15 protein-coding genes and 1 pseudogene are annotated in these 19,121 nt (G+C 58.4%); 3 read left to right on the top strand and 13 right to left on the bottom strand.

The window, feature by feature from the left end; genetic code table 11:
• Positions 1-2 precede the first annotated feature (2 nt).
• The 5 genes from M727_RS0124355 to M727_RS0124375 form a co-directional block, all read right to left on the bottom strand.
• The gene (locus M727_RS0124355) at positions 3-563 is read right to left on the bottom strand and encodes an ATP-binding protein (RefSeq protein WP_027154850.1); all 561 of its coding nucleotides are present in this window, start codon (positions 561-563) and stop codon (positions 3-5) included.
• Between the two features lie 2 nt (positions 564-565).
• Entirely contained in the window at positions 566-2,935 is a 2,370-nt protein-coding gene (locus M727_RS0124360) for a SpoIIE family protein phosphatase (RefSeq protein WP_027154851.1), read from the bottom strand.
• Between the two features lie 14 nt (positions 2,936-2,949).
• Complete coding sequence (locus M727_RS0124365; RefSeq protein WP_027154852.1) at positions 2,950-4,128, bottom strand: class I SAM-dependent methyltransferase; 1,179 nt, start codon at positions 4,126-4,128, stop codon at positions 2,950-2,952.
• A complete protein-coding gene (locus M727_RS0124370) occupies positions 4,125-4,646 on the bottom strand; it encodes a hypothetical protein (protein WP_027154853.1) in 522 nt (173 codons plus the stop codon). The genes M727_RS0124365 and M727_RS0124370 overlap by 4 nt, the downstream gene beginning before the upstream one ends.
• Positions 4,647-4,775: 129 nt before the next feature.
• Positions 4,776-6,569: an EAL domain-containing protein gene (locus M727_RS0124375; protein WP_084646862.1), complete on the bottom strand. Its 1,794-nt coding sequence runs from the start codon at positions 6,567-6,569 to the stop codon at positions 4,776-4,778.
• Positions 6,570-7,512: 943 nt separating this feature from the next.
• Between M727_RS0124375 and M727_RS0124380 the strand changes: the two genes are divergently transcribed.
• Positions 7,513-10,857, top strand: coding sequence for an AAA family ATPase (locus M727_RS0124380; RefSeq protein WP_027154855.1), 3,345 nt, complete (start codon positions 7,513-7,515; stop codon positions 10,855-10,857).
• Positions 10,858-11,054: 197 nt separating this feature from the next.
• Here the strand turns inward: M727_RS0124380 and M727_RS0124385 are convergent, their stop codons facing one another.
• Positions 11,055-11,537, bottom strand: a complete 483-nt coding sequence (locus tag M727_RS0124385; protein WP_027154856.1) for an N-acetyltransferase — start codon at positions 11,535-11,537, stop codon at positions 11,055-11,057.
• A 51-nt stretch (positions 11,538-11,588) separates the two neighbouring features.
• Positions 11,589-13,316: an adenylate/guanylate cyclase domain-containing protein gene (locus M727_RS0124390; RefSeq protein WP_027154857.1), complete on the bottom strand. Its 1,728-nt coding sequence runs from the start codon at positions 13,314-13,316 to the stop codon at positions 11,589-11,591.
• Between the two features lie 130 nt (positions 13,317-13,446).
• Between M727_RS0124390 and M727_RS41710 the strand changes: the two genes are divergently transcribed.
• Positions 13,447-13,716, top strand: a complete 270-nt coding sequence (locus M727_RS41710) for a hypothetical protein (RefSeq protein ID WP_156941601.1) — start codon at positions 13,447-13,449, stop codon at positions 13,714-13,716.
• A 706-nt stretch (positions 13,717-14,422) separates the two neighbouring features.
• Here M727_RS41710 and M727_RS37185 read toward each other — a convergent pair.
• From M727_RS37185 to M727_RS0124415, 4 genes and pseudogenes are all read right to left on the bottom strand, one after another.
• Positions 14,423-14,708 (bottom strand): annotated as a pseudogene (locus M727_RS37185) (PilZ domain-containing protein).
• Between the two features lie 181 nt (positions 14,709-14,889).
• Positions 14,890-15,243: a TadE/TadG family type IV pilus assembly protein gene (locus M727_RS0124405; protein WP_245268938.1), complete on the bottom strand. Its 354-nt coding sequence runs from the start codon at positions 15,241-15,243 to the stop codon at positions 14,890-14,892.
• A 40-nt stretch (positions 15,244-15,283) separates the two neighbouring features.
• Positions 15,284-15,673 carry a pilus assembly protein gene (locus M727_RS0124410; protein ID WP_245268976.1) on the bottom strand — a complete coding sequence of 130 codons (390 nt, stop codon included), beginning with the start codon at positions 15,671-15,673 and terminating at the stop codon, positions 15,284-15,286.
• Positions 15,674-15,730: 57 nt separating this feature from the next.
• A complete protein-coding gene (locus M727_RS0124415; RefSeq protein ID WP_051505700.1) occupies positions 15,731-16,969 on the bottom strand; it encodes a pilus assembly protein TadG-related protein in 1,239 nt (412 codons plus the stop codon).
• A gap of 425 nt (positions 16,970-17,394) precedes the next feature.
• Here M727_RS0124415 and M727_RS42480 point away from each other — a divergent pair, with 425 nt between their 5' ends.
• Positions 17,395-17,562 carry a hypothetical protein gene (locus tag M727_RS42480; protein ID WP_198032687.1) on the top strand — a complete coding sequence of 56 codons (168 nt, stop codon included), beginning with the start codon at positions 17,395-17,397 and terminating at the stop codon, positions 17,560-17,562.
• A gap of 614 nt (positions 17,563-18,176) precedes the next feature.
• Here the strand turns inward: M727_RS42480 and M727_RS41715 are convergent.
• Both M727_RS41715 and M727_RS40370 read right to left on the bottom strand, forming a co-directional pair.
• Entirely contained in the window at positions 18,177-18,335 is a 159-nt protein-coding gene (locus M727_RS41715) for a hypothetical protein (RefSeq protein ID WP_156941602.1), read from the bottom strand.
• A 451-nt stretch (positions 18,336-18,786) separates the two neighbouring features.
• Positions 18,787-19,023, bottom strand: coding sequence for a DUF982 domain-containing protein (locus M727_RS40370; RefSeq protein WP_084646863.1), 237 nt, complete (start codon positions 19,021-19,023; stop codon positions 18,787-18,789).
• Positions 19,024-19,121: the final 98 nt, after the last annotated feature.

Below are 19,121 nucleotides of genomic sequence, written 5' to 3' on the forward strand. Positions count from 1 at the left end.
TTTTAGTTATAAGTTTCTGATACCAGAATTGAAGCATATGTTTCCAGGCGAACCTGGTCCCTTTCGTCGGCGGGGCTGAAGACCCAAGCCAGGCTCGCGCCATAGTCGCTCATCAACGTCAGCAATCCAAGACCGGAATTTGTTGTCTGAGGGTCCGCGGCATTCTCTTCGATTCGCTGGATCAGGAGCTCACCCGGATCGCCGGCTGTGATCTCCGACAGAAGATTTTGAAATTTAGCGGTCGTTTCGACGTCAACAACATTCGAAACCTTGATTTTAAAACTTTCCGATTCCATGGCCGCCTCGATCGTGATCTCGCCTGGCGCACGAAACTTGACCGCATTTTCAATCAGTTCGTTGACTAGATAGCCAATGCTGTGTCGCACTTCCCTGTAGTCATTGCGAGAAGACTGGAAGCGCAGGGCAAAAACGTCCGCGATGAAGTCCGAAGTAGTAGCGCAATGATGCCAACTCAGGTCGAGAGGTCCATCGAACAATCGCACGCGGCTGACGCTCTCTCTCATTCCAATTGCAAAGTCGGCTGTTCCGAACAGTGTTGTCATTCCTACTTGTGCCTCATGATCACGAGCGTGATGTCGTCGTGGATTTTCTGTGTTCCGATATGGGCCATCAGGTCCTCAATAATTCCAGTTTTGATCTCCTCGGCGCTCCCGCGATGATAGTGGCGCGCACTGTTAGAGAGGCGTATCAAACCGAACAATTTTCCCTCCTGATCTTCCGCCTCGGTCACACCATCCGTGTGGAGCACGATCACATCGCCGCTGTTGAACGGAATGTCGCGCGTTGCGATAAACGGCAAGATGTTGCGTTCGAGGCCGATCGGCAGACCAAGATTGGCGGTATCGATACGCTCGATCTCTCCATTTGCACGAACGACGAGAACCTCCTCATGCTGCCCTGACAGGGTCACCCTCCCATTCTCCAAGTCAAGAAAGGCCAGCGAGAGATGCTTGTCGGTGTTGGTCCGTTCGATATTTTTATAGATGGCTCTGTTCAGTCGATCGAGAAACTGACGTGGATTGTCCTCGCCAGTCTCCTGCAGTGCGCGTGCAACGGATTGAACCATCAGCATCAGCACACCGCTTTCGAGCCCGTGGCCTGTCACATCGCCGATCCCGATCTTGACCCGCGATCCCTCTTGCAAGACGTCGTAGTAGTCGCCGCCGACCTCGTCGGCCGGCCGCATATAAGCGGCGATTTCGACCCCGTGGATGGCTTCGAGTTCGCTGGCTCTCGGCAGAACCATCATCTGGATATGTTTGGCAACTGCAAGCTCTGCACCAAGGCGGAGGTTCTCATCTCGCAATTTGCTGTTGAGGGCGGAAATCTCCTGATTTGCGTCTTCAAGCTCCTTCGTTCTTTCATCGACGATTTGCTCGAGATTTTCCGTATGGAAGCTGATCTCCTCCGCCATCCGGTTGAACGCGACCCCCACCTCTCCCACTTCGTCATGCGTCGGAATGCTTACTCGAACTGAATAGTCTTGTGCCTGGAGCCGCTTTGCGGCTGCTGCAAGCGCGCTGAGGCCTGCGGTGATCCGCTTTGAGATTCCGAAGACAGCCGCAAAGACAATCAGGAGCGAAATGATAATTGCGATGATCTGGGAGACCAGGATCCGGTTGGTCGCGCTGGAAATGCTCTGTTGCGCTGCAAGTAGGGAAGCATAGATTTCCCGCTCCGGGACGACGAAGCCGAGCATCTGGTTTTCGGCAGTGATGGACCCCGTGCTGTTCCAGAGATTGACTGCCTCCAGTCGGCGAAGCGCGACGATGTGAGGTTCGGCTTCGCCATCCTCCTCCCAAATCGAAATATGCTTGATGACCGTCTTGTCGTCGGCAGGAAGTTCGAGCGCCGCAACGGCCGAATGCGTACTCTTTTTGAGCGAGCGATCGAGTCCGGTAACGCCTTGACCCGCCGCACCGCTTGCAATCTTGAGCCCGAGCGTTTTCTCGCCTTCGGGCTTGATCGCGAGCACATTGCCATTCGACATGGTGAGAAAACCGAAGCCCGTCTCAGCGACCTTCACGCTTTCGACGATCTCAGCGAGCTGATCGAGCGTTACGTCGGAAGCGACCATGCCGGCGACATCCTTGCGGTCCTTCGTCCAGAGCGGATGGAAGAAACTCACTATGAGCTTACCGGTAATCGCATCGATATATGGGGCAGTCGCCGTGATGTCATCGCCTTTTACGGGGCGCGAATTCGGGTCGCTGATCCACCCCTGCCAGCCCTCATAGACGCCAGGAAAGAAGAAATCCCAGAAATTTGCGTTGTTGTGGCCCGGATAGAGCTTGTCGAAGGTTTGCGCCTGATCGGAGTAAGGAGTCGTGCGCATGATAGGTGCTGCCTTCGGTCCAACGTAATAGACCTGCAACTTCCTAGCGCCTGTTGCCATTTGGCTTGGGCCAAAAATGTCGAACGCCGCACTCTCCTGAATTTTGTGGAGAATTTCGGGCTTCGGTCGGCCATCGGGGGAGAGAAGATATCCCCAGATACTCAAGACCGAAGGCGACCCTTGTGGGCTCTGCATCCAGTTTCCCTTGGGGTCATGTATAAGCGGCGCATTGAAATAGGAGTCCGTCGCCAGCGCGTTGCCGATTGCCTCCTTCGCCTCTGGATGATCGATCAGTCTCTGCATGGAGCCTGCAAGTGCGGTAACCTCGGAGTGCATTTGGTCGAAGAGGAGATCGGCGCGCAGAGCAGTCGTCTCGATATAATTCTGGAGGTATTCCTGGCTCGCCTTGGTGAGGCCGTTCTCGATCTGATACGTCGCGTCGCGGGAAAGCCGGTTGACGTTCCACAGGGCGACGCTCCCACCGACCAGGAGGTCGAACAGCACCGCCCCGCCTACAACGATTATGAATTTCGCGCGGAAGCTGTTAGGCCGGAAAACGGACCAGGGTTTGGGGGAAATGGCATACGGGTCGCTCACAGTGGCTTACGTCCCGATGCTACCCAGATTGGCCAGCCGGCATATCCCTTGGGGTGGAGCGCAGCGAAAATGTGATCCTGGAAACCCTGTCGGAACCGTCTGATGAACGCCGGCGGGTCACCTCGCTTTGTCGCCATCTCGCCTGCATAGACGTTCTCCCATGCCGCGACGACATCTGCGAAGTCCTGCGGATCGCCGTCGTGGTTGGTGACCACGAAAGACTCGACTCGAATGTCTTCGAACCCCGCTTCGACCAGGTATCGACGGCTTTTGGGGCCAAGCTCGATATCCATCTGGAAGTGCGCCCAAAGCTTGGCGACTTCATTATAGGTCCACTGGATGCTATCGGCGCGCGGTTCGCCCAGACAGTGCGAGTTCTTTTCATTCGTGATGTAGACGCGTCCGCCCGGCTTGCAGATGCGAAAGAGTTCCTTGAGAATCAGTTCGGGCTTGTTGAACACCTGCAGGGAGTGTCGGCATGTGACCAAGTCAAACTGATCTTGGTCGAGCAGCATTTCTGACGCGTCGCCATAGGTATATTCAATTCCTCCGATATCGAACGCCGCAGCCACGCTTCGCGCATAAGCAAGGCTTGATCTGGAATGGTCGAGAGCGACAATCCGTGACGGCTGAAATTCTTTCTGCACGAGTACGGCGAAATCACCAATTCCGCAACAGATGTCGGCCATGATGATACCGGGTTGCATGCCGTGTCGCGGCAAGATTGTGCGCTCGTGGCGCCAAGTCATCTTCGTCTGTGTGCGGAGGATCGGAATGAACCCGCCTTCTTCGAGGAAGCTCTGCCCCGGATAGAAATCACTGTCATACTCTTGAACCGTGATGTTCGCTTCGATTCCGTTCAGGCGCCCGAATTTTCTGGTCGTCCACCCGACAACGCTTGACGTTAGGAGTACGAACCTGAGATCTGGTCGAGCGCGACAGGCGTCAATAATGACCCGCGAGAAAGCATGAAATGCGGTGTTGTTCATTTGCGTCAATCGTTTGACGTTTACGTACAGGGTGCCGCGTACACGAGCGATTGATTCCTTCAACAGGGCAATGCTGGGCGCAAGCTCATCGATCGACTGGGGCCGCAGTATTCCCGATATCGAGAACTCCTGATCGTTTACATCGTATTGCGCTCTGAAACGCGGGAAAAGGTTGTACGCGCTCAACTTGGCATGCCCTCAAGCGGAAGATCGACGACAAGAGTGATGATATCAGCGCCGACTTGCTCGACTCGAAGGGTCGCGTTGTAGTCGATGGCGAGTTCCAAGAGAACGACTTCACGACTGGGCGCGAGGTCTCCGGACACTGAGTTGAGATAGCGCTCCATTGCCTCGGATCCCGTAATTTGAAACACCGCTTCTTCAAAGAATTGTCGTTCTTCGGGCATGCAAGGGAATGTCAGTTCGATCCTGTCCGTCTCACCCCGGCGGGACACCCTACAGGCTATTTCACCGCCGTAATGCCGCGTACGAAAGGCGACCTCCAATAATTCGTTCAACGCAGAGGAAAAGAGGTTTGAATGCCGTACGGAGTCAGTTCTGTTATGGCTGATCATTCGCGCCGAGTAGGTCGAGAGTTGATCGCAGAGTATCCAATCAGACATAAAAGTTTTGACGTCCAAATCGATCTGGATCATTGTCTCAAAGACTGCTTCGCCATCTTCGTCATGAGAAGCAATATTCATTGGCGTTCCTCACTCGTTTCTGGCTGCATTTTAGTCAAGCGATGCGACGAACCCTTCCCGGACGGCAGTTGACCTGTCTCTGGAAATCCATATTGCTCTACCTCGCTTCCCTCAATTTCGTCCACGCCGCTATGCATGGGGTCGGACGCTGGATCGCCAGATTTCGTCCCCACTTTCGCGTATTAGTTCCTTGGGAGATCGCCTGATGAAATCGCGCGTTGCCTCGGCTCCGAGTGGCCGTCCCAGGAAGTCGCCCTGCAGGTAATCACAGTCTTCCCTGATCAGCCACTGTGCCTGTCCCGGCGTTTCAACTCCCTCCGCGGTGACGCTTATCCCCAAGCCGTGCGCCATGCCTATGATCGATCGCACGATCGTCTGACTTTTTCGATCGGTTTCTAAGTCTTTTATGAAGTATCGGTCTATCTTCAATGTGTCGAACGGGAAGTTCTTAAGGTAACTCAACGAGGAGTAGTAGGTGCCGAAATCGTCTAGCGCGATCCTTATCCCGAGGACATTCAGGGTATTCAGTGTGTCAATGTTGTCGACGGTTTGCTCGAGAAGAACGGTTTCGGTAATCTCGAGCTCAAGCCGGTCGGCGCGGATTCCGACTGCGTCGACGATCTGAGCAACCGTGTCCGTGAGCGAACCGCTCAGGAACTGCGCCGGCGACAGGTTCACGGCGACCGTCAGTGAAGACGGCCATCTCGTTGCTTGGCGGCAGGCTTCTTCGATCACCCATCGTCCAATCTCGTCCATGAGACCGTCGGCTTCGGCGATCGGTATGAACACGCTCGGAGGAATGGTCCCGACTTCGGGATGCCGCCATCGCAGCAGCGCTTCGAAGCCCACGACCGACGCGGGAGCCCGAATGAGCGGTTGATATTCAAGATAAAGCTCGTTCCGGTCCAGCGCCATTCGAAGACTGCGCCTCAGGTTTTCACGCTGTTCGAGCAGGAGCTGCATCGAGCGATTGAAAATTCGCGCACAGCCGCGTCCGTCTCTTTTGGCTGCATAAAGGGCGATATCCGCGGCTTTCATCAACTGCTCGCCCTCGGTCGCGTGTCCCGGTCCGAATGCAATTCCGATGCTCGCGCCGACGAAGACGGGGATGTCGTTGATCATAAACGGCGCCTTGAATGCTTCAATCAACGCACCCGCGAGGCGTTCCGCTTCGGCGGGCTGTCCCGTACGCGATTGAATGACGGCGAACTCGTCTCCAGCTAACCGGTATGCGAGTTCGCCGTCCTGCAGCGTGTCCCGGATCCGGCCTGCTGCCAGTTGAAGCAACGTATCGCCCGTGCCATGGCCGAGTGTGTCATTGACCGCTTTGAAACCGTCAAGGTCGATTTGCAGCAGGGCAGTGGCATTTGGCTCATCGACCACCGACAGAGCTTGTTGCAGGTTTTCGCTGAACCGCCGCCGGTTCTGCAATCCGGTTAATGCGTCGTGCGTCGCCTGATGAAGGAGCATCATACGCTCTTGCTCTTCCGGTGAGCCTCGCCCGCCCTGCTCCCTTTCTCTGGATTCAATGATTCCAATTCCATTCGCAACGCCGAAAACGACAGCGGAACGGGGCGCCTCCCCCAGCGATCGCTGGAGATTGACATTTATTGGAGTGCCGCCGCGCAGCACGGGAACAAATTTTTCGATGAGCTCAGTGTCGACGTTCGGATAAATCTCCCACAGAGCGACGCCCGCAACTAGCGGGCGGCTGTGGATGCTTTTGAGGTTGGTTGCGTAGTGCGTCAGGCGGAAGTCCTGATCATAGAACGACACACCATCAGTCGTGTTCGCCAAAAAGTCCAGGAGACGTGCTTCGCTGATGGAGGACGGATGACTCGGTGAAAGCTCCTCCCTGTTCGCTCCGGCACCCAGTGCTTTCGGACGTAAGAGCCACTTCCAAAGGCGGTACAAAATCCGCATCTCCTCATCCCTACGGTGAAGCTAGCAAACCATAAGGCTAGTTGCAAACCTATAGGTTGCGGCGGTGCTTGCGGGCAAGTCATAGAGACGCCATTGGCGGAACCGTTGGCGGAAACGCAAAGATTGTGCCCGCGGATGGGCCGGACCGAAGATCCAAAAGGCTCCCCAGCTTCGGAGAATGATGGACATTCGGAGAGCAGATTGAATGGGAAGGTTGTTTCCGCTCTCCCCAGCTTTCGGCCGCACATCCCACAAACGCTGGGCTTCCGGGAGCCATGAAGGGGCCGGAGAATTGTTTGGGCAATTTTGAAGGTGGTAGAGGGAGTGGACCCGAAATCCAACCTTCTCCACGAAGTTCCGGAGGATGAACTGTGGTACGAATGGTGGTCTGGTGGCAGAGGAATTACCGGCATATGACCGTAGATAGTCAGCGCGAGGTGTTATTCAGCGCCACCACTGAGGGTGTGAAAAGAACCTTACACGGCAATTGGAGAAGACGGCACTCGCAATGTGGCTGTCGAAACCGACGGCTTTCCACTCTTCAGCATGCTGCGTCGAATGCCAGCACGGTCGCCAGCTTGTGAAGGTCATGGTAGAACCTCCTTGCCCGGCGAGTGGAACGTCACAGTTTGCCTGGTAAAGACGTAGAGCCCGTAGACTTGCGAGAAGCTGTGCAAGAGGTGGTTGCGCCCTCTTGGGGCGAACTCGAGCGAAACCGGGTGTCAGTTCGTACCAAATTTGCCGACGGCCTTCCCTTAGTTGCGGGGGACCGGGTCCAGCTCGCGCAGGCGATGCGGAAGACAGATTGATCGGATTCCAAGACTGGCGAGAGACCGCCTCTCCGTTTCAGCGGCCTCTTTCAAAGAGATTTCCGCCTACTCCATCAATTTGGGATATAGTCTGGAGAACAGGGCAGCCCCCGCAGCCGAAGAGGAGAAGGGGCGTGGATATCGCGGCATGGCTACTGAGCCTCGGCCTGCAGCAATACGAGCCGGCTTTTCGCGACAACGACATTGAAGCTGATACGCTTCCCCAGCTTACGGCCGACGATCTCGTGGCGCTCGGGGTCACATCGATCGGTCACCGCCGCAAGCTGCTCGCCGCCATCGACGCCCTGCGCGCTAGTTCGGATACAGCGGCCACCTCGACCACGAGATCCCTGGCGGCGGCCCCAGGCACAGCCCCGCCGCTTCCAGAGGCTGAGCGGCGGCAGCTAACGGTCATGTTCGTTGACGTCGTCGGCTCGACGGCACTCGCGGGCCGCCTGGATCCGGAGGACATGCGCGAGGTGATCGGAGCCTACCATCGCAGTGTCGCTGACACAGTTGGCCGCTACGGCGGCTTCGTGGCGAAGTATATGGGCGACGGGGTCCTGGTCTACTTCGGTTGGCCACAAGCTGATGAAGCCGATCCCGAGCGCGCTGTGCGCGCCGCCTTGGCTACGCTGGAGGAGGTCGGCCAGGCCGCGTCAGCCGGCGAACGGCTGGTCGCTCGCATTGGCATAGCCAGTGGTCTCGCGGTCGTCGGCGACCTGCTGGGTGCCGGGGCCGCACAGGAGCAGACGGTAATAGGCGAGACCCCAAACCTCGCCGCGCGCCTACAATCCCTCGCTGATCCTGGATGCGCAGTGATCGACGCACAAACACGGCGGCGCATCGGCGGCTTGTTCGAGTGCCGCGAGCTTGGCGAATTTCATCTCAAAGGCCTGTCTGGCGCTGTGTGCGCGTGGCAAGTGCTTGGCGAAGCCTTGGTTGAGAGTCGCTTCGCGGCAATGCACGCGGCCTCCCTCTCGCCGCTGATCGGGCGCGATGACGAGCTCGATCTGCTGCTGCGCCGCTGGCAGCAAGCGAAGGACGGCGAAGGGCAGGTAGTGCTCATCTCCGGCGAGCCCGGCATCGGCAAATCCCGCCTGATCGCTGCGCTCGAGGAGCGCGTGGCCGGGGAGGCGCATCTCAGACTCAAGTATTTCTGCTCGCCGCATCACCGCGACAGCGCACTACAGCCCGTCATCGCACGCTGGCAGAACGATGCGGGTTTCGTGCGCAGCGAGTCTGCGGACGCACGGCTTGACAAGCTGGAAGCCCTGCTTGTCCCACTCGGCGCAACTCGCGAAGAAGTGACGCTCATTGCCGAGTTGCTTGGCGTGCCGGGTGGAGAGCGGTATCCGCCGCTGGCTCTCAGTCCGGAGCGCAAGAAGGAGCAGACCTTCGGAGCATTGAACCGGATTCTGGACGAAAGGGCACGTCGGTCTCCCGTGCTGATCCTGTTCGAGGACGCGCATTGGGCCGACCCAAGTTCGCTTGAGCTGTTGGACAGGTTAATCATGCGTGTGGCCTCTTTGCCGGTAATGGTGATCATCTCCTTCCGGCCAGAGTTTCATGCGCCTTGGGTCGGCCAAGCCAGCGTGACCTTGATGGCGCTGAGTCGGCTTGGCCCTCGCCAGGCGACGACGCTCGCAAGTCAGGTTGTCGTCGATCAGACGCTTCCGGCGGGGATGCTGGAGCGGATTGTGGCGCAGACCGATGGCGTACCTCTCTTCATCGAGGAATTGACCAAGGCCGTGCTGGAACGCGCCAGTCTGCCCGATAGCGCTGGTTCAGCGCTTCCGGTGCCGAGCACCTTGCAGGCTTCACTGATGGCACGGTTGGATCGGTTGCCGGTCGCAAAACAGGTGGCACAGATCGGCGCGGTCATCGGCCGAGAGTTCAGCAATGAGCTGCTGGCCGCGGTGGCGGGAATTCCCGAGGCGGCATTGACGCAAGGATTGGACGAGCTCGTAAGCGCCGGTCTCGCGTTCCGCCGCGGCACCCCGCCCGAAGGTATCTACTCCTTCAAGCACGCTCTCGTTCAGGATGCCGCCTATGGGAGCCTGCTACGCAGCACACGGCAGAAGTTCCACTCGCGGATCGCCAGGGTGCTGGAAGAGCGGTGGCCGGACGTGGTCGAAACCCAGCCGGAGCTGCTCGCCCATCACTTCACCCAAGCGGGCTCGATAGAGCACGCCGCCGATTACTGGCAGCGGGCTGGCGAACGCACCTTCAGGCGCTCGGCCGTTGCGGAAGCCATCGGCCATCTCACCCGGAGCATTGACGTCGTGCGGACCTTGCCCGAGAGCCGCGCCCGGGCAGAGCGCGAACTTCATCTTCAGACTATGCTTGGTCAGGCGTGCATTGCCCGGTACGGCCACGCAGCACCTGAGACCGCCTCCGCTTTCGCCCGGGCGCAGGAGTTGGTAGAGGCCGTAGGCGACGCATCACAACAGTTTCCTGTGCTGTATGGGTTCTGGGCTGTCCAATTCGTACGCATGGCGCTTCCCGAGCAGCAGAAGCTGGCCAGGCAAATTCTCGCCTTGGCCGAGCTGCACCCAGACCCGGAGCGGCTGTGCTTGGCGCACCGGATGTGCGGCGCGACAGATGAGGTGGGGGGCGAGCTGCTCGCCGCCCGCGAGCACCTCGAGTGTGCCGTTGCGCTGTACGACCCGGAACGGCATGGTTCGACGGCCTTTGTTTTTGGCCAGGACCTTGGCGTGTCCGCGCTCGCCCACCTGACCTGGGTGCTGTGGCTGCTGGGCTACCCGGATCAGGCATCCCGCCGACAAGCCGAGGGATTGGTCTTGGCCCACCGGGTCGGCCATAAGAACACCCTCGGGTTTGCCCTGATGTACAGCGCGCTGGTGGGGGCTTTCGGCCGCGACGACAGCGCGGCCGCGGCGCACGCGGCGGCATTGCTGGAGCTGGCCCGGGAACACAAGTTGGATCTATGGGCCGCCAGCGCGACGGTGGTCCAGGGCTGGGCCATGGCTCGCCACGGTCAGGAGGCCGCCGGGATAGAAGCGATCCAGCGCGGGCTTGCGGATTGGGGGAAGAGCGGCGCGACGTGGATGCGTCCGTTCTTCCTTGGCCTGCTGGCCGAGGCTTGTGCCCTCTCGGGGGACATGCAACGGGGGCTCGGTGCACTGGATGAGGCTCTGGCAGTGGTCGAGGGGACAGGGGAGCGTTGGCCGGAGGCCGAACTGTATCGCTTGCGCGGGCAGCTTTTGGCAGCCCTGCCGGACGGACGACCAGATGAGGCGAGCGCCGCATTTGAGCACGCGATCGAAATCGCCTGGCGTCAATCCGCAAAGTCCTGGGAGTTGCGTGCGGCCGCCGGTCTTGCCAGGCTCTGGCGCGAGCAGGGCAAGCATGCCGACGCACGCGATCTGCTCGCGCCGGTTTATGCGTGGTTCACCGAGGGATTTGAGACATCGGACCTCAAAGAGGCTAAAGCAATGCTCGACAGCCTGAGGTGAATAGAGTCCATGCCAGTCCGCCGCCAGCCATCTGCGGCCTTCTTGCTGGTCGTAGATCCTCTGCGGTATCGCCCGGCCCATGGCCGCGGCGAACGAAAGGATTCGCTGGGGCGATTTCCTTCCACTCAGGCAAGTACTCGGACGGCCGCACATCCGGACATTGCGTATTAGGGCTGCTATGCGCCTGCGGAAGGCAGTCAGAGCGATCGGTGCATTACCAGCGTGTCCACAAACCCCAGAACCGGATGCTCGAAACCTTGCGGAATCGTTCCGACAACGTCGAATCCAAGATGACGCCAAAGCTTGACCGCGCGTTCGTTGGTACTGACCACACAGTTGAACTGCATGGCCCGGAAGCCTCGCGCAGCCGCGTGACCCAGAGAATGCTGGCACATCGCCGTTGCAACACCCCGGCCGACCGCGTCCGGCGCGGTTATATAACCGCAGTTGGCGACGTGGGCACCGCCGCCCCGTTGGTTCGCGTGCAGATAATAAGTTCCCATCACCAGTTCGTCGGTCTCTGCGACGAACACCTCGTGATCCGGGGAAAACCAGTATGACAGCGCGTCGGATCGGCTCCAGTCAGGCGGCAGCGCGTAAGTTTCGCCTGCCCGCAAGATGGGCTCGAGTATGCTCCAAATGGCGTCTGCGTCGGCAAGTGTGGCTGTGCGAATGGTCAGCAAGGCTAGATTTCCAAATTTGCACGGATGGGGTTGTGGCCACGTCCGGCCCTACTGTGGCAGGCCGGCGTCTTCATAGCCATCGATGAAATGCTGTCGATCGGCCTCGTGCCGGAACGGTTGTGTGCTTGCCCAGTGCTGTATCGAGAAATCCTGATTCGAGGCGAGGAACTGCCTTGCTTCCTCCCTGGCCTCTTCCATATGCCCGAGCCGCGCCAGACTTGCAGCCAAGATACGTTGCGAGCCGAGCCGGTGCGTTGCCTCATGCCGGAGTGTTTCGACCGCATCGGCGTATTGACCCGCTGCGTATTGAGCGAGCCCGAGAAGCCAAAAGTACCACCCCGGCGGGTGCGGATTGAGGCGAATGGCGTGGCGCAAATGTCCGATGCCCTCGATAGCCTTTCCCTCGAATGCCTTCAGTTGCCCCAGGAATGCCCAGGCATCGGCATGATTGGGGTTGACCCGAAGGGCAGTGGCCAACTCCGCCGCGCCTTCATCCGGCTTGCCATCGTAGATCAGCACGTCGCCGAGGATTGCATGGGCCACGGCATTTTCCGGATCAAGCGATACGGCGCGCCGAGCTGCCGCCAGAGCCAGCGAATGATGGCGCTCTGGAGCATCTAGCCAATACGCCCAGGCAAAATGGTGGCTCATCGCAAGCCAAGCATGAGCATCGGCGAAGCCGGGATCGAGTTCGATGGCCCTTTCCAAGAGCACGGGAGCGGCCCTGTTGCTTTCGGGCGACTGAACCACCAGCACGCGGCCGCGGGCGAAGAGGTCATACGCTTCGAGACTTGCTGTCCTACGTGAGCTGGAGGTCACAGCGGCCGGCAACACGCCGGACAGGGCACTTACAATCGTGCTGACTACCTCGTCCTGCAACAGGAAAACGTCCGCCAAATCGCGATCGAAGCGATCAGCCCAGAGGTGACTGCTGTCCGTCGCGTCGATTAGCTGGGCATTGATCCGCACCCTAGCCTTCTCCCTGCGCACACTTCCTTCAAGCACATAACGCACCCTCAGATCCCTGGCGACTGAGCGGACATCGACTGACTTCCCCTTGTAAGCGAATGTGGAGTTGCGTGCGATCACCAACAGACCCGGCACTTTCGACAAGTCAGTGATCAGGTCTTCCGCCAGACCGTCAGCGAAGTACTCCTGCTCGGGATCGCTACTCATGTTCGTGAATGGCAAAACGGCAATCGAAGGCTTGTCGGTGATGGCCTTGGATATGGAAATCACAACAGGCGGCGTGCCGGAAACGCGGTAGATGCGAACTGGCAGGGCAATGTTTTTCACGGTCTGGGCCCCGAGATCCTCGAAACCAACCTCGATCTTATTTCGGACGTGGTCGTAGATCGTTCCGGAGATGAGGATGCCGCCTGGCTCGGCGGTGGTTTCCAGTCGCGCAGCGATGTTGACGCCATCGCCATAAAGGTCACTGCCCTCGAGCATCACATCACCTAAATTGACGCCAATGCGCAGCACGATACGGAGCTTCTCAGGCAGGGCGGCATTGGCGGCAGCCATCGCATGCTGCACGTCTATGGCGCATTGCAAAGCATTGACGGCGCTGGCGAACTCCACCATCACGCCGTCGCCTGTCACCTTAAAGACCCGGCCATGGTGCCTGGCGACCAACGGCTGCAACACTTGCTTACGTCGGGACTTGAGCGCGGCCAGCGTGCCGGCCTCATCCGTTTCCATGAGGCGGCTGTAGCCAACGACATCGGCCGCCATTACGGCGGCGAGTCGACGCTGGATGCGTTCGTCGGTCATGTGCGGCGATTGCTCTCATCTGAAAGCAGTCCGGCAGTGTACCGACGCTTCGTGAACGAGTCTATCAGTCCGACCCCTGCCTACCTCGTAGGAAAGGTCGGGAACGGATCATGAGCACTGGTCGCGGCCAATGTCTGCTTTCTGGCAAGAGCACCGGCTCAAGAAGGTCAGCAAGGGGTCAAATCTGCTGGTTGCGGTGAAGGTCCGCTTTCCGAGAGCAAATTCAAAGCCGGGAATGTCGTCAGCTTCAGACCTTGGTCCCACTGGGCTGAACGTCCGCTATCGTTCTTCGGACGCCAAAAGCCGCCATTCCGCTTCGGGCGGTGAGCTAGTGATGACTGTGCGTCACGCGATCGAGGGCGCGGCGGGCTTCGGCCAAATTCTCGGCCAGAATCTCTAGCAGGGCTTCGCTTTCCGGGAGGATATGTCCGCACCGGCGCTCATGCTCGACAACTCTGTCTTGAAAAGACACCGCGTTCTCGTAGTGAGTGACGAGGTTGGAATATAGCTGCTGCATCGTACATCTCCCCTGATTGGGCGAAAGCACGTTGCTCGCTCTCAAGCGCTCAATTGCCGGAAAGGTATGGGCGACCGGGAGACCCTACGCTCCTAAAGGGCAAAGTGCCACCGTACAATCGACAGACGAAAGCCCAAAGGTGTAACCGGCGGTTGCTAGACGCGATGCAGCCGGCGAGCGTAGGATTTTCCACGACCCAGGCACACCCCCCGCCCACCCTCGTGCCTGGTGAACGACTGATCGCCCGCCGTGCTGAAAGGTGCGGCGGGTTTTTTGCGTCGGAGCAAAGACTTGAGACGACAGTTTGGGCTTACAGCTGGTCCTGCTGGGCGTGCCTTTCGTGGTTCACACAAGCGTTTATCCGGCAGAGTGCGATGTGGCATTCGCTTATGGAAAAGTTCATCGCCAAGGCTACCGACCCGCAAGAGATAGTCGCTCTGGTCAGGGTCGATGGTTGCCGGCTGACCTGCTGGGGAGGGCCACTTTGTGGCACCCCCGGAATCACAAATTCTGGACGAGGGACAAGGCGTCCAAAGGACCGGGGTCAATCGCCGCCCAGCAGACGGCTAGGAGGCGTGGTTAAAAGGGATTAGCCGTAGTGCCAGTGGGGCTTTTGCTCGGTGCCGGTGAACATGATGCCGATGCGGTCCTCGCGGCGCCAGCGGACCACTGCCTTGTAGGCGATGCCGTCGGTCGGCACATAGAGCAGGAACTCGTCGGGCACGCGCGGGTGGATCGAGACCTTCAGTTCGGCGCCGCCGTCATGCATGTTGCGCACCGTGCAGGTGACCCTCGGACCTGGTCATGCCGGTCAGGATCGTCGCGCCCTTGAAGACGCGCTGCCTGCGTTGGCCCCTCTGTTCGTCTTCAGCCATTTCGCCTAATCCCCGGCGACCGTCGCTTCATGGGGTTGTTTGCGAGATAATTAGGCCTTGCCTGATAAACATATCGTTATCGTCAGCGGCTGCGGCGACTTTGAATCTAAGCTGCGAGGAACGCTTCGCTGCAGGGTTTTTTGGATGGAGAACTAGGCGCGGCGCCCGACTCAAACGAGGCTTATGTTCCAACCAACGGAACTGTGACTGTCGTTGCGTAATTTATCGGATACCGATCGAAATATGGGAACTCGATGACGAAAGCATAGGTAGCGGTCAGATGCGCCATGCGGAAACCGCTGCTGGGGGGATCGATTCCAATCGTCACTTTGACGTCTTTCAACCCTAAAGCCAGTAATTTCTCTGTGGCAATGGCTTGTAACTGGGCCTGCGTCAGCGAGTTCTTCATCTGCAGCGCACGCGAGGACGTTTCCAGCGTGTACCGAACACTCGACATGGCGTTCAAAGCCCAGCCGAATGCGAAAATCCCGAACAAAAGCATCATCAGAAAAGGCGCGAGCAGTGCGAATTCCAATGCAGCTCCGCCTGACGCATCACGCGTAAATGCTCTTCCTTTAGCGAACACGAATCACCTGTTGATGCCTAAGCTCGCGCGAGAAGGAAAACACGTCAAAGCCGAAGGGCGGAGACCAGGTGGCTGTCGCCTGTATTTCAACGAAGACCGAGGGAGCTTTCAAACCGTCGCACAGGATCGATGGATCGGCCACGGTGCTCCCACACATATATTTGCGCCCCAATGTCACTTGCGCGTCGTCGGGACGATTTTCCCCGCTCGAAAGGGCGACGACTTGGGTTGCCGCGTCATTGGCTTCTCCTTGCATCACCAAATTTGCTGCCGTTTTGACGCCTGCACGCATCGACATCGAGCTTGATACGAAAGACCAGCCGTTAATGACGCCAAGAAGTACCAGGCAAAGGATCGGAACAATCAGCGCAAACTCCACCGCCGCAACACCCGAATCGCTCCGACAAATCCGGACTGGTCGCCGTTCCACGGAGGATTACTCGACGAGCCGAACGGACTGCGTCGCCGGAATCTCACGCATCCCGAGGCTGGTGCAATCCTGATTGATGCTTGTGTTGCCGGACCACTGCACGGTGCTGGCGACGACCTGTGTGCAACCATTTTTGCCCGAGAAATTGCCGAGGTAATCGACCGCCTGCGTTGGAAAATACATGGCGCCGGTCAAAAGCGAGTCCGCCGTGCCATTGAAGGTGCTCGATCCCGCTAAGTTTGCTCTGTCGCCGTAAAATAGCACACCCGAATAGCTGCCTGATGTCGGTGCGCTAAGCTTGACGGTGGCAGTGCCGTTCATGGTGACGCCGGAGGTACCGGCCAGATAGATGATGACTCCCTCGCCGGAAATGTTTGCATTCGAGTTCGCTTTGAAATCGCCACCTTGAATGACGTATACCCCGGGCGAGAGCGTTACATTGCCGCTCAAGCTGAGTCCTCTGCAGTATGTTCCAGGTTGCAACGTTGACTGATTGCCGTTTTGACAGGGGTTCGTGGCCGGTGGCGCCGGAAGGTCGGCAAAAGGATCGGCAGCGGGCAACGCCTGGGTTATCAGGCTGGTGCAGACGGTCTTCACAGGATTGGCCAGTGACATCCCACCGGCCGATATCAGGCAGTCGACATCAAGGCTTGCCGATCCCTGAAGCTTGACGGCGTCCGGAGCAATCGAATTCGACATGATGGAGCAGCCCGTCAGTTTTGTGGTCGAATTGCCAGAAAAGAGGGCCGCTTTCGAAGCAGAAGGATTGAGCGCCAGAACGCAGGCCTTTGAAGCCTCCGTGATAAGAGCCACCGCTCTTGCCCGTGCGCCAACCTCGTTCTGCGTGAATATCGACGTGAAAAATCGATCGAGGTTCTGATGAACGATGACCTCGACAGCCTTTTTCGCCACGTTTGGGCCGGATGACGGGGGTGTGAAAACTTTAATCGTGCCTGTCGACGCTGCAAAACCGTTCGAGGCTGCTGAAAGCGTCGCGGCCGAGACAATCGCGGGTTTGTCGGATCCCGAAACCTTTTCCAAAGCGCCAGCATAAGCTGCCGCGTCGGCCACCGCCTGTAATTTCAGGCTGCTGTAATACCAATAGGAGGTCTCGACCCCGAGAGCCGCACCACCAACAACAATCGGCAAAGACAGGGCAAAGATGATGGCAACGTTGCCGCTCGTGCCGATGCCTCGTCGCGGATAGCGGACAAACCACCTCAAGATACGGGCGCCCAATTCCATGCCGGTATTTAAGGAAAGATGGATGAAGGAATGGCTAAGGATTTCACTCCATTTGGCAGGTGCGCTCCTTGGCCGCGACCGCACAAGCACCGCGCACGTATCGATGCTTCTGCAATCATTTCCGAAGTGCTATTCAGGGTGGAACTTAGAGAGTTCTAATACTTGTCTGTGACCAGTGGGCGTGCTCCTCACTGCCCGCTGCAGATCGGGCCCACCCGATCGGGGCCCGCGCTCTCCGCCAGAGGCGCGGGCTTTTCAAGACAGCCCGTAAGGCCGTGGCCGAAGAGAGGGACGACTCCAACAATGCGTTACCCGGTTTTCACAGTGGGACGATCCTCTACGGCTAGGGCCAGCTCGGTGCTTTTTACCACGCGCTCGGGAACAAGCGCCAGATAGCGAAGTTAGCATCGTAAGGAGTTTCTCCTATGGCCGATGAACAGGATAGAGCGCCGAACAACATGGAAATCGTCGTTCGACGCTTGGTCAAAGAAACCGGCATCACCGAAGAACAGGCCCGAGAGCTTATCTTGTTCCTCGGGCTCCATTGGGCATCGTTGCTCCGGGAAGCAAAGGCTCTAGCTGCCAAGCGCTAGTGGTGAAAATCTGACGCTTGGTACCCGAAAGGGAATACCGCTTTGGGTGAAATTTGCCGTACGGGGGAGGCTGTTGGAACGAGCAAGGTGCGCTCACATCCGGACCTTCGCGGCCATCGTTGTATTCGGGCATGAGTCTCTATCGGGAAGCCGACATTCATGAGAAAATAGATGGTGGCGGGCTATCGTAGGGAGGAACCCGCAGATGAAAACAAGAACACCAAGAACCTTGGTTTCCACTATTGCTGCAATGGGTCTTCTGGTCGGATCGGCCGCCGCGCTGGAAGTCGCCAGCTCCGCCACCGTGGCGGGCAAACCGGATACAGTCTGGCAGAAGATGGGGCAGGTCTGTTCAATAGCCATGCGAACCAGCTTGAGGCCGGCCCATTCGTTGCAGATATTATCTTTGGTCGTCCATGCTTTCTCGCTGAGATGGGGCGGCCCAGCAGCCAGTTGGAGTTTGGGTGGGTGGCCGCTGGGCCTAACCGGCGGGGCGTCTGCGGGACGGTCGCCGGCTACTTCTACCATAGGCAGTTATATGCATCATTGCTAATTTAATAAAATGGTCACGTTCCGTTCCCCTGGCTATCAAATCGGATGAGCCTAGAGTCAATTTACTGCTTTTTGTCGTCGGATTTTTCGTGAGTGCCGTTGCCTTCACCTCCCGGCGCAGGGCAATTGATGCGGCGCTGCTGAGGCGGCAGATGACGGTGCTGCATGGCTACAGCAGCGACGTCGTGGCCTGCGATACGCAACGCGATCGTCTCAATCACATCCCAAGCTCCTCAGCGCTCTTCCAAGTTCCTGCCGTCGTCATTCTCGTTATCGAGGGCAAAGTTGTCCGTCGAAAGAGTCGGCGACGTAGAACCCCAAGAGACCGAGATCGAGGCGGCGCGATCGTCATTGGCCACGGGACTTATCTCGCTCGCCGGAGTCTACCCGGCGTTTGGCCTCGCGTTTTGACTTTTTGCCTGTTGCAACGGGAGGGGGCCAGTCTGCCGTCGTTGACTTGCGTTCGATCCAGATGAACGTCCGCCGGTGCCTGGCACGTTCGTCGACAGCGTGGGGCGTATTTTGGCCCTGGCCCTTGACCGTCAGCATTTCCGGGTTAGCCGCCATGTTCGGCCTTAAAGTTAAAGCAAAGCGGAGCGACACATAGCAAAGGTCCGCAAACCACCACCCAAAGCAGTCACAGAACCAGCCTCAGGATTGCGCCGGAGACGGTTACTCAGGAAGGAGCATACCTTCTTCTCTGGCAGCTGCTTCGAAGGCGTCACGGACCGCAACCGGAGGCACTCTGCCTTGCAATCCTTCCAGGCAGAGCTCGACCGCATGTCTCCATTTAGGGCCGCGCTTGGTCCAAGTGACAAGCTCGTCCGCAGCACCCTCAACGTGGGTGACGCCATAGCGCACGCCTGCTGTTTCCGTTTTCACGTAGACCGGAGGGGAGAACCAGAGCACTTCCTACTCGCGACCATCAAAGGCGACGAATAGCCCAAGGCCTGTCGCCGCTTCTACGACATCCGCACTCAGTTGTTCGTCCGTGTCTGTAAGCTGGG

The organism is Mesorhizobium sp. WSM2561 (assembly GCF_000513915.1).
GTDB classification, from domain to species: domain Bacteria; phylum Pseudomonadota; class Alphaproteobacteria; order Rhizobiales; family Rhizobiaceae; genus Mesorhizobium; species Mesorhizobium muleiense.

Bases quoted from the DNA above. Each gene is read 5' to 3' on its own strand.
- M727_RS0124375 (WP_084646862.1), bottom strand. From the start codon at position 6,569: ATGCGGATTTTGTACCGCCTTTGGAAGTGGCTCTTACGTCCGAAAGCA.
- M727_RS42480 (WP_198032687.1), top strand. From the start codon at position 17,395: ATGGCCGATGAACAGGATAGAGCGCCGAACAACATGGAAATCGTCGTT.
- M727_RS0124355 (WP_027154850.1), bottom strand. From the start codon at position 563: ATGACAACACTGTTCGGAACAGCCGACTTTGCAATTGGAATGAGAGAG.
- M727_RS0124415 (WP_051505700.1), bottom strand. From the start codon at position 16,969: ATGGAATTGGGCGCCCGTATCTTGAGGTGGTTTGTCCGCTATCCGCGA.
- M727_RS0124370 (WP_027154853.1), bottom strand. From the start codon at position 4,646: ATGAATATTGCTTCTCATGACGAAGATGGCGAAGCAGTCTTTGAGACA.
- M727_RS41710 (WP_156941601.1), top strand. From the start codon at position 13,447: ATGTCTGCTTTCTGGCAAGAGCACCGGCTCAAGAAGGTCAGCAAGGGG.
- M727_RS0124390 (WP_027154857.1), bottom strand. From the start codon at position 13,316: ATGACCGACGAACGCATCCAGCGTCGACTCGCCGCCGTAATGGCGGCC.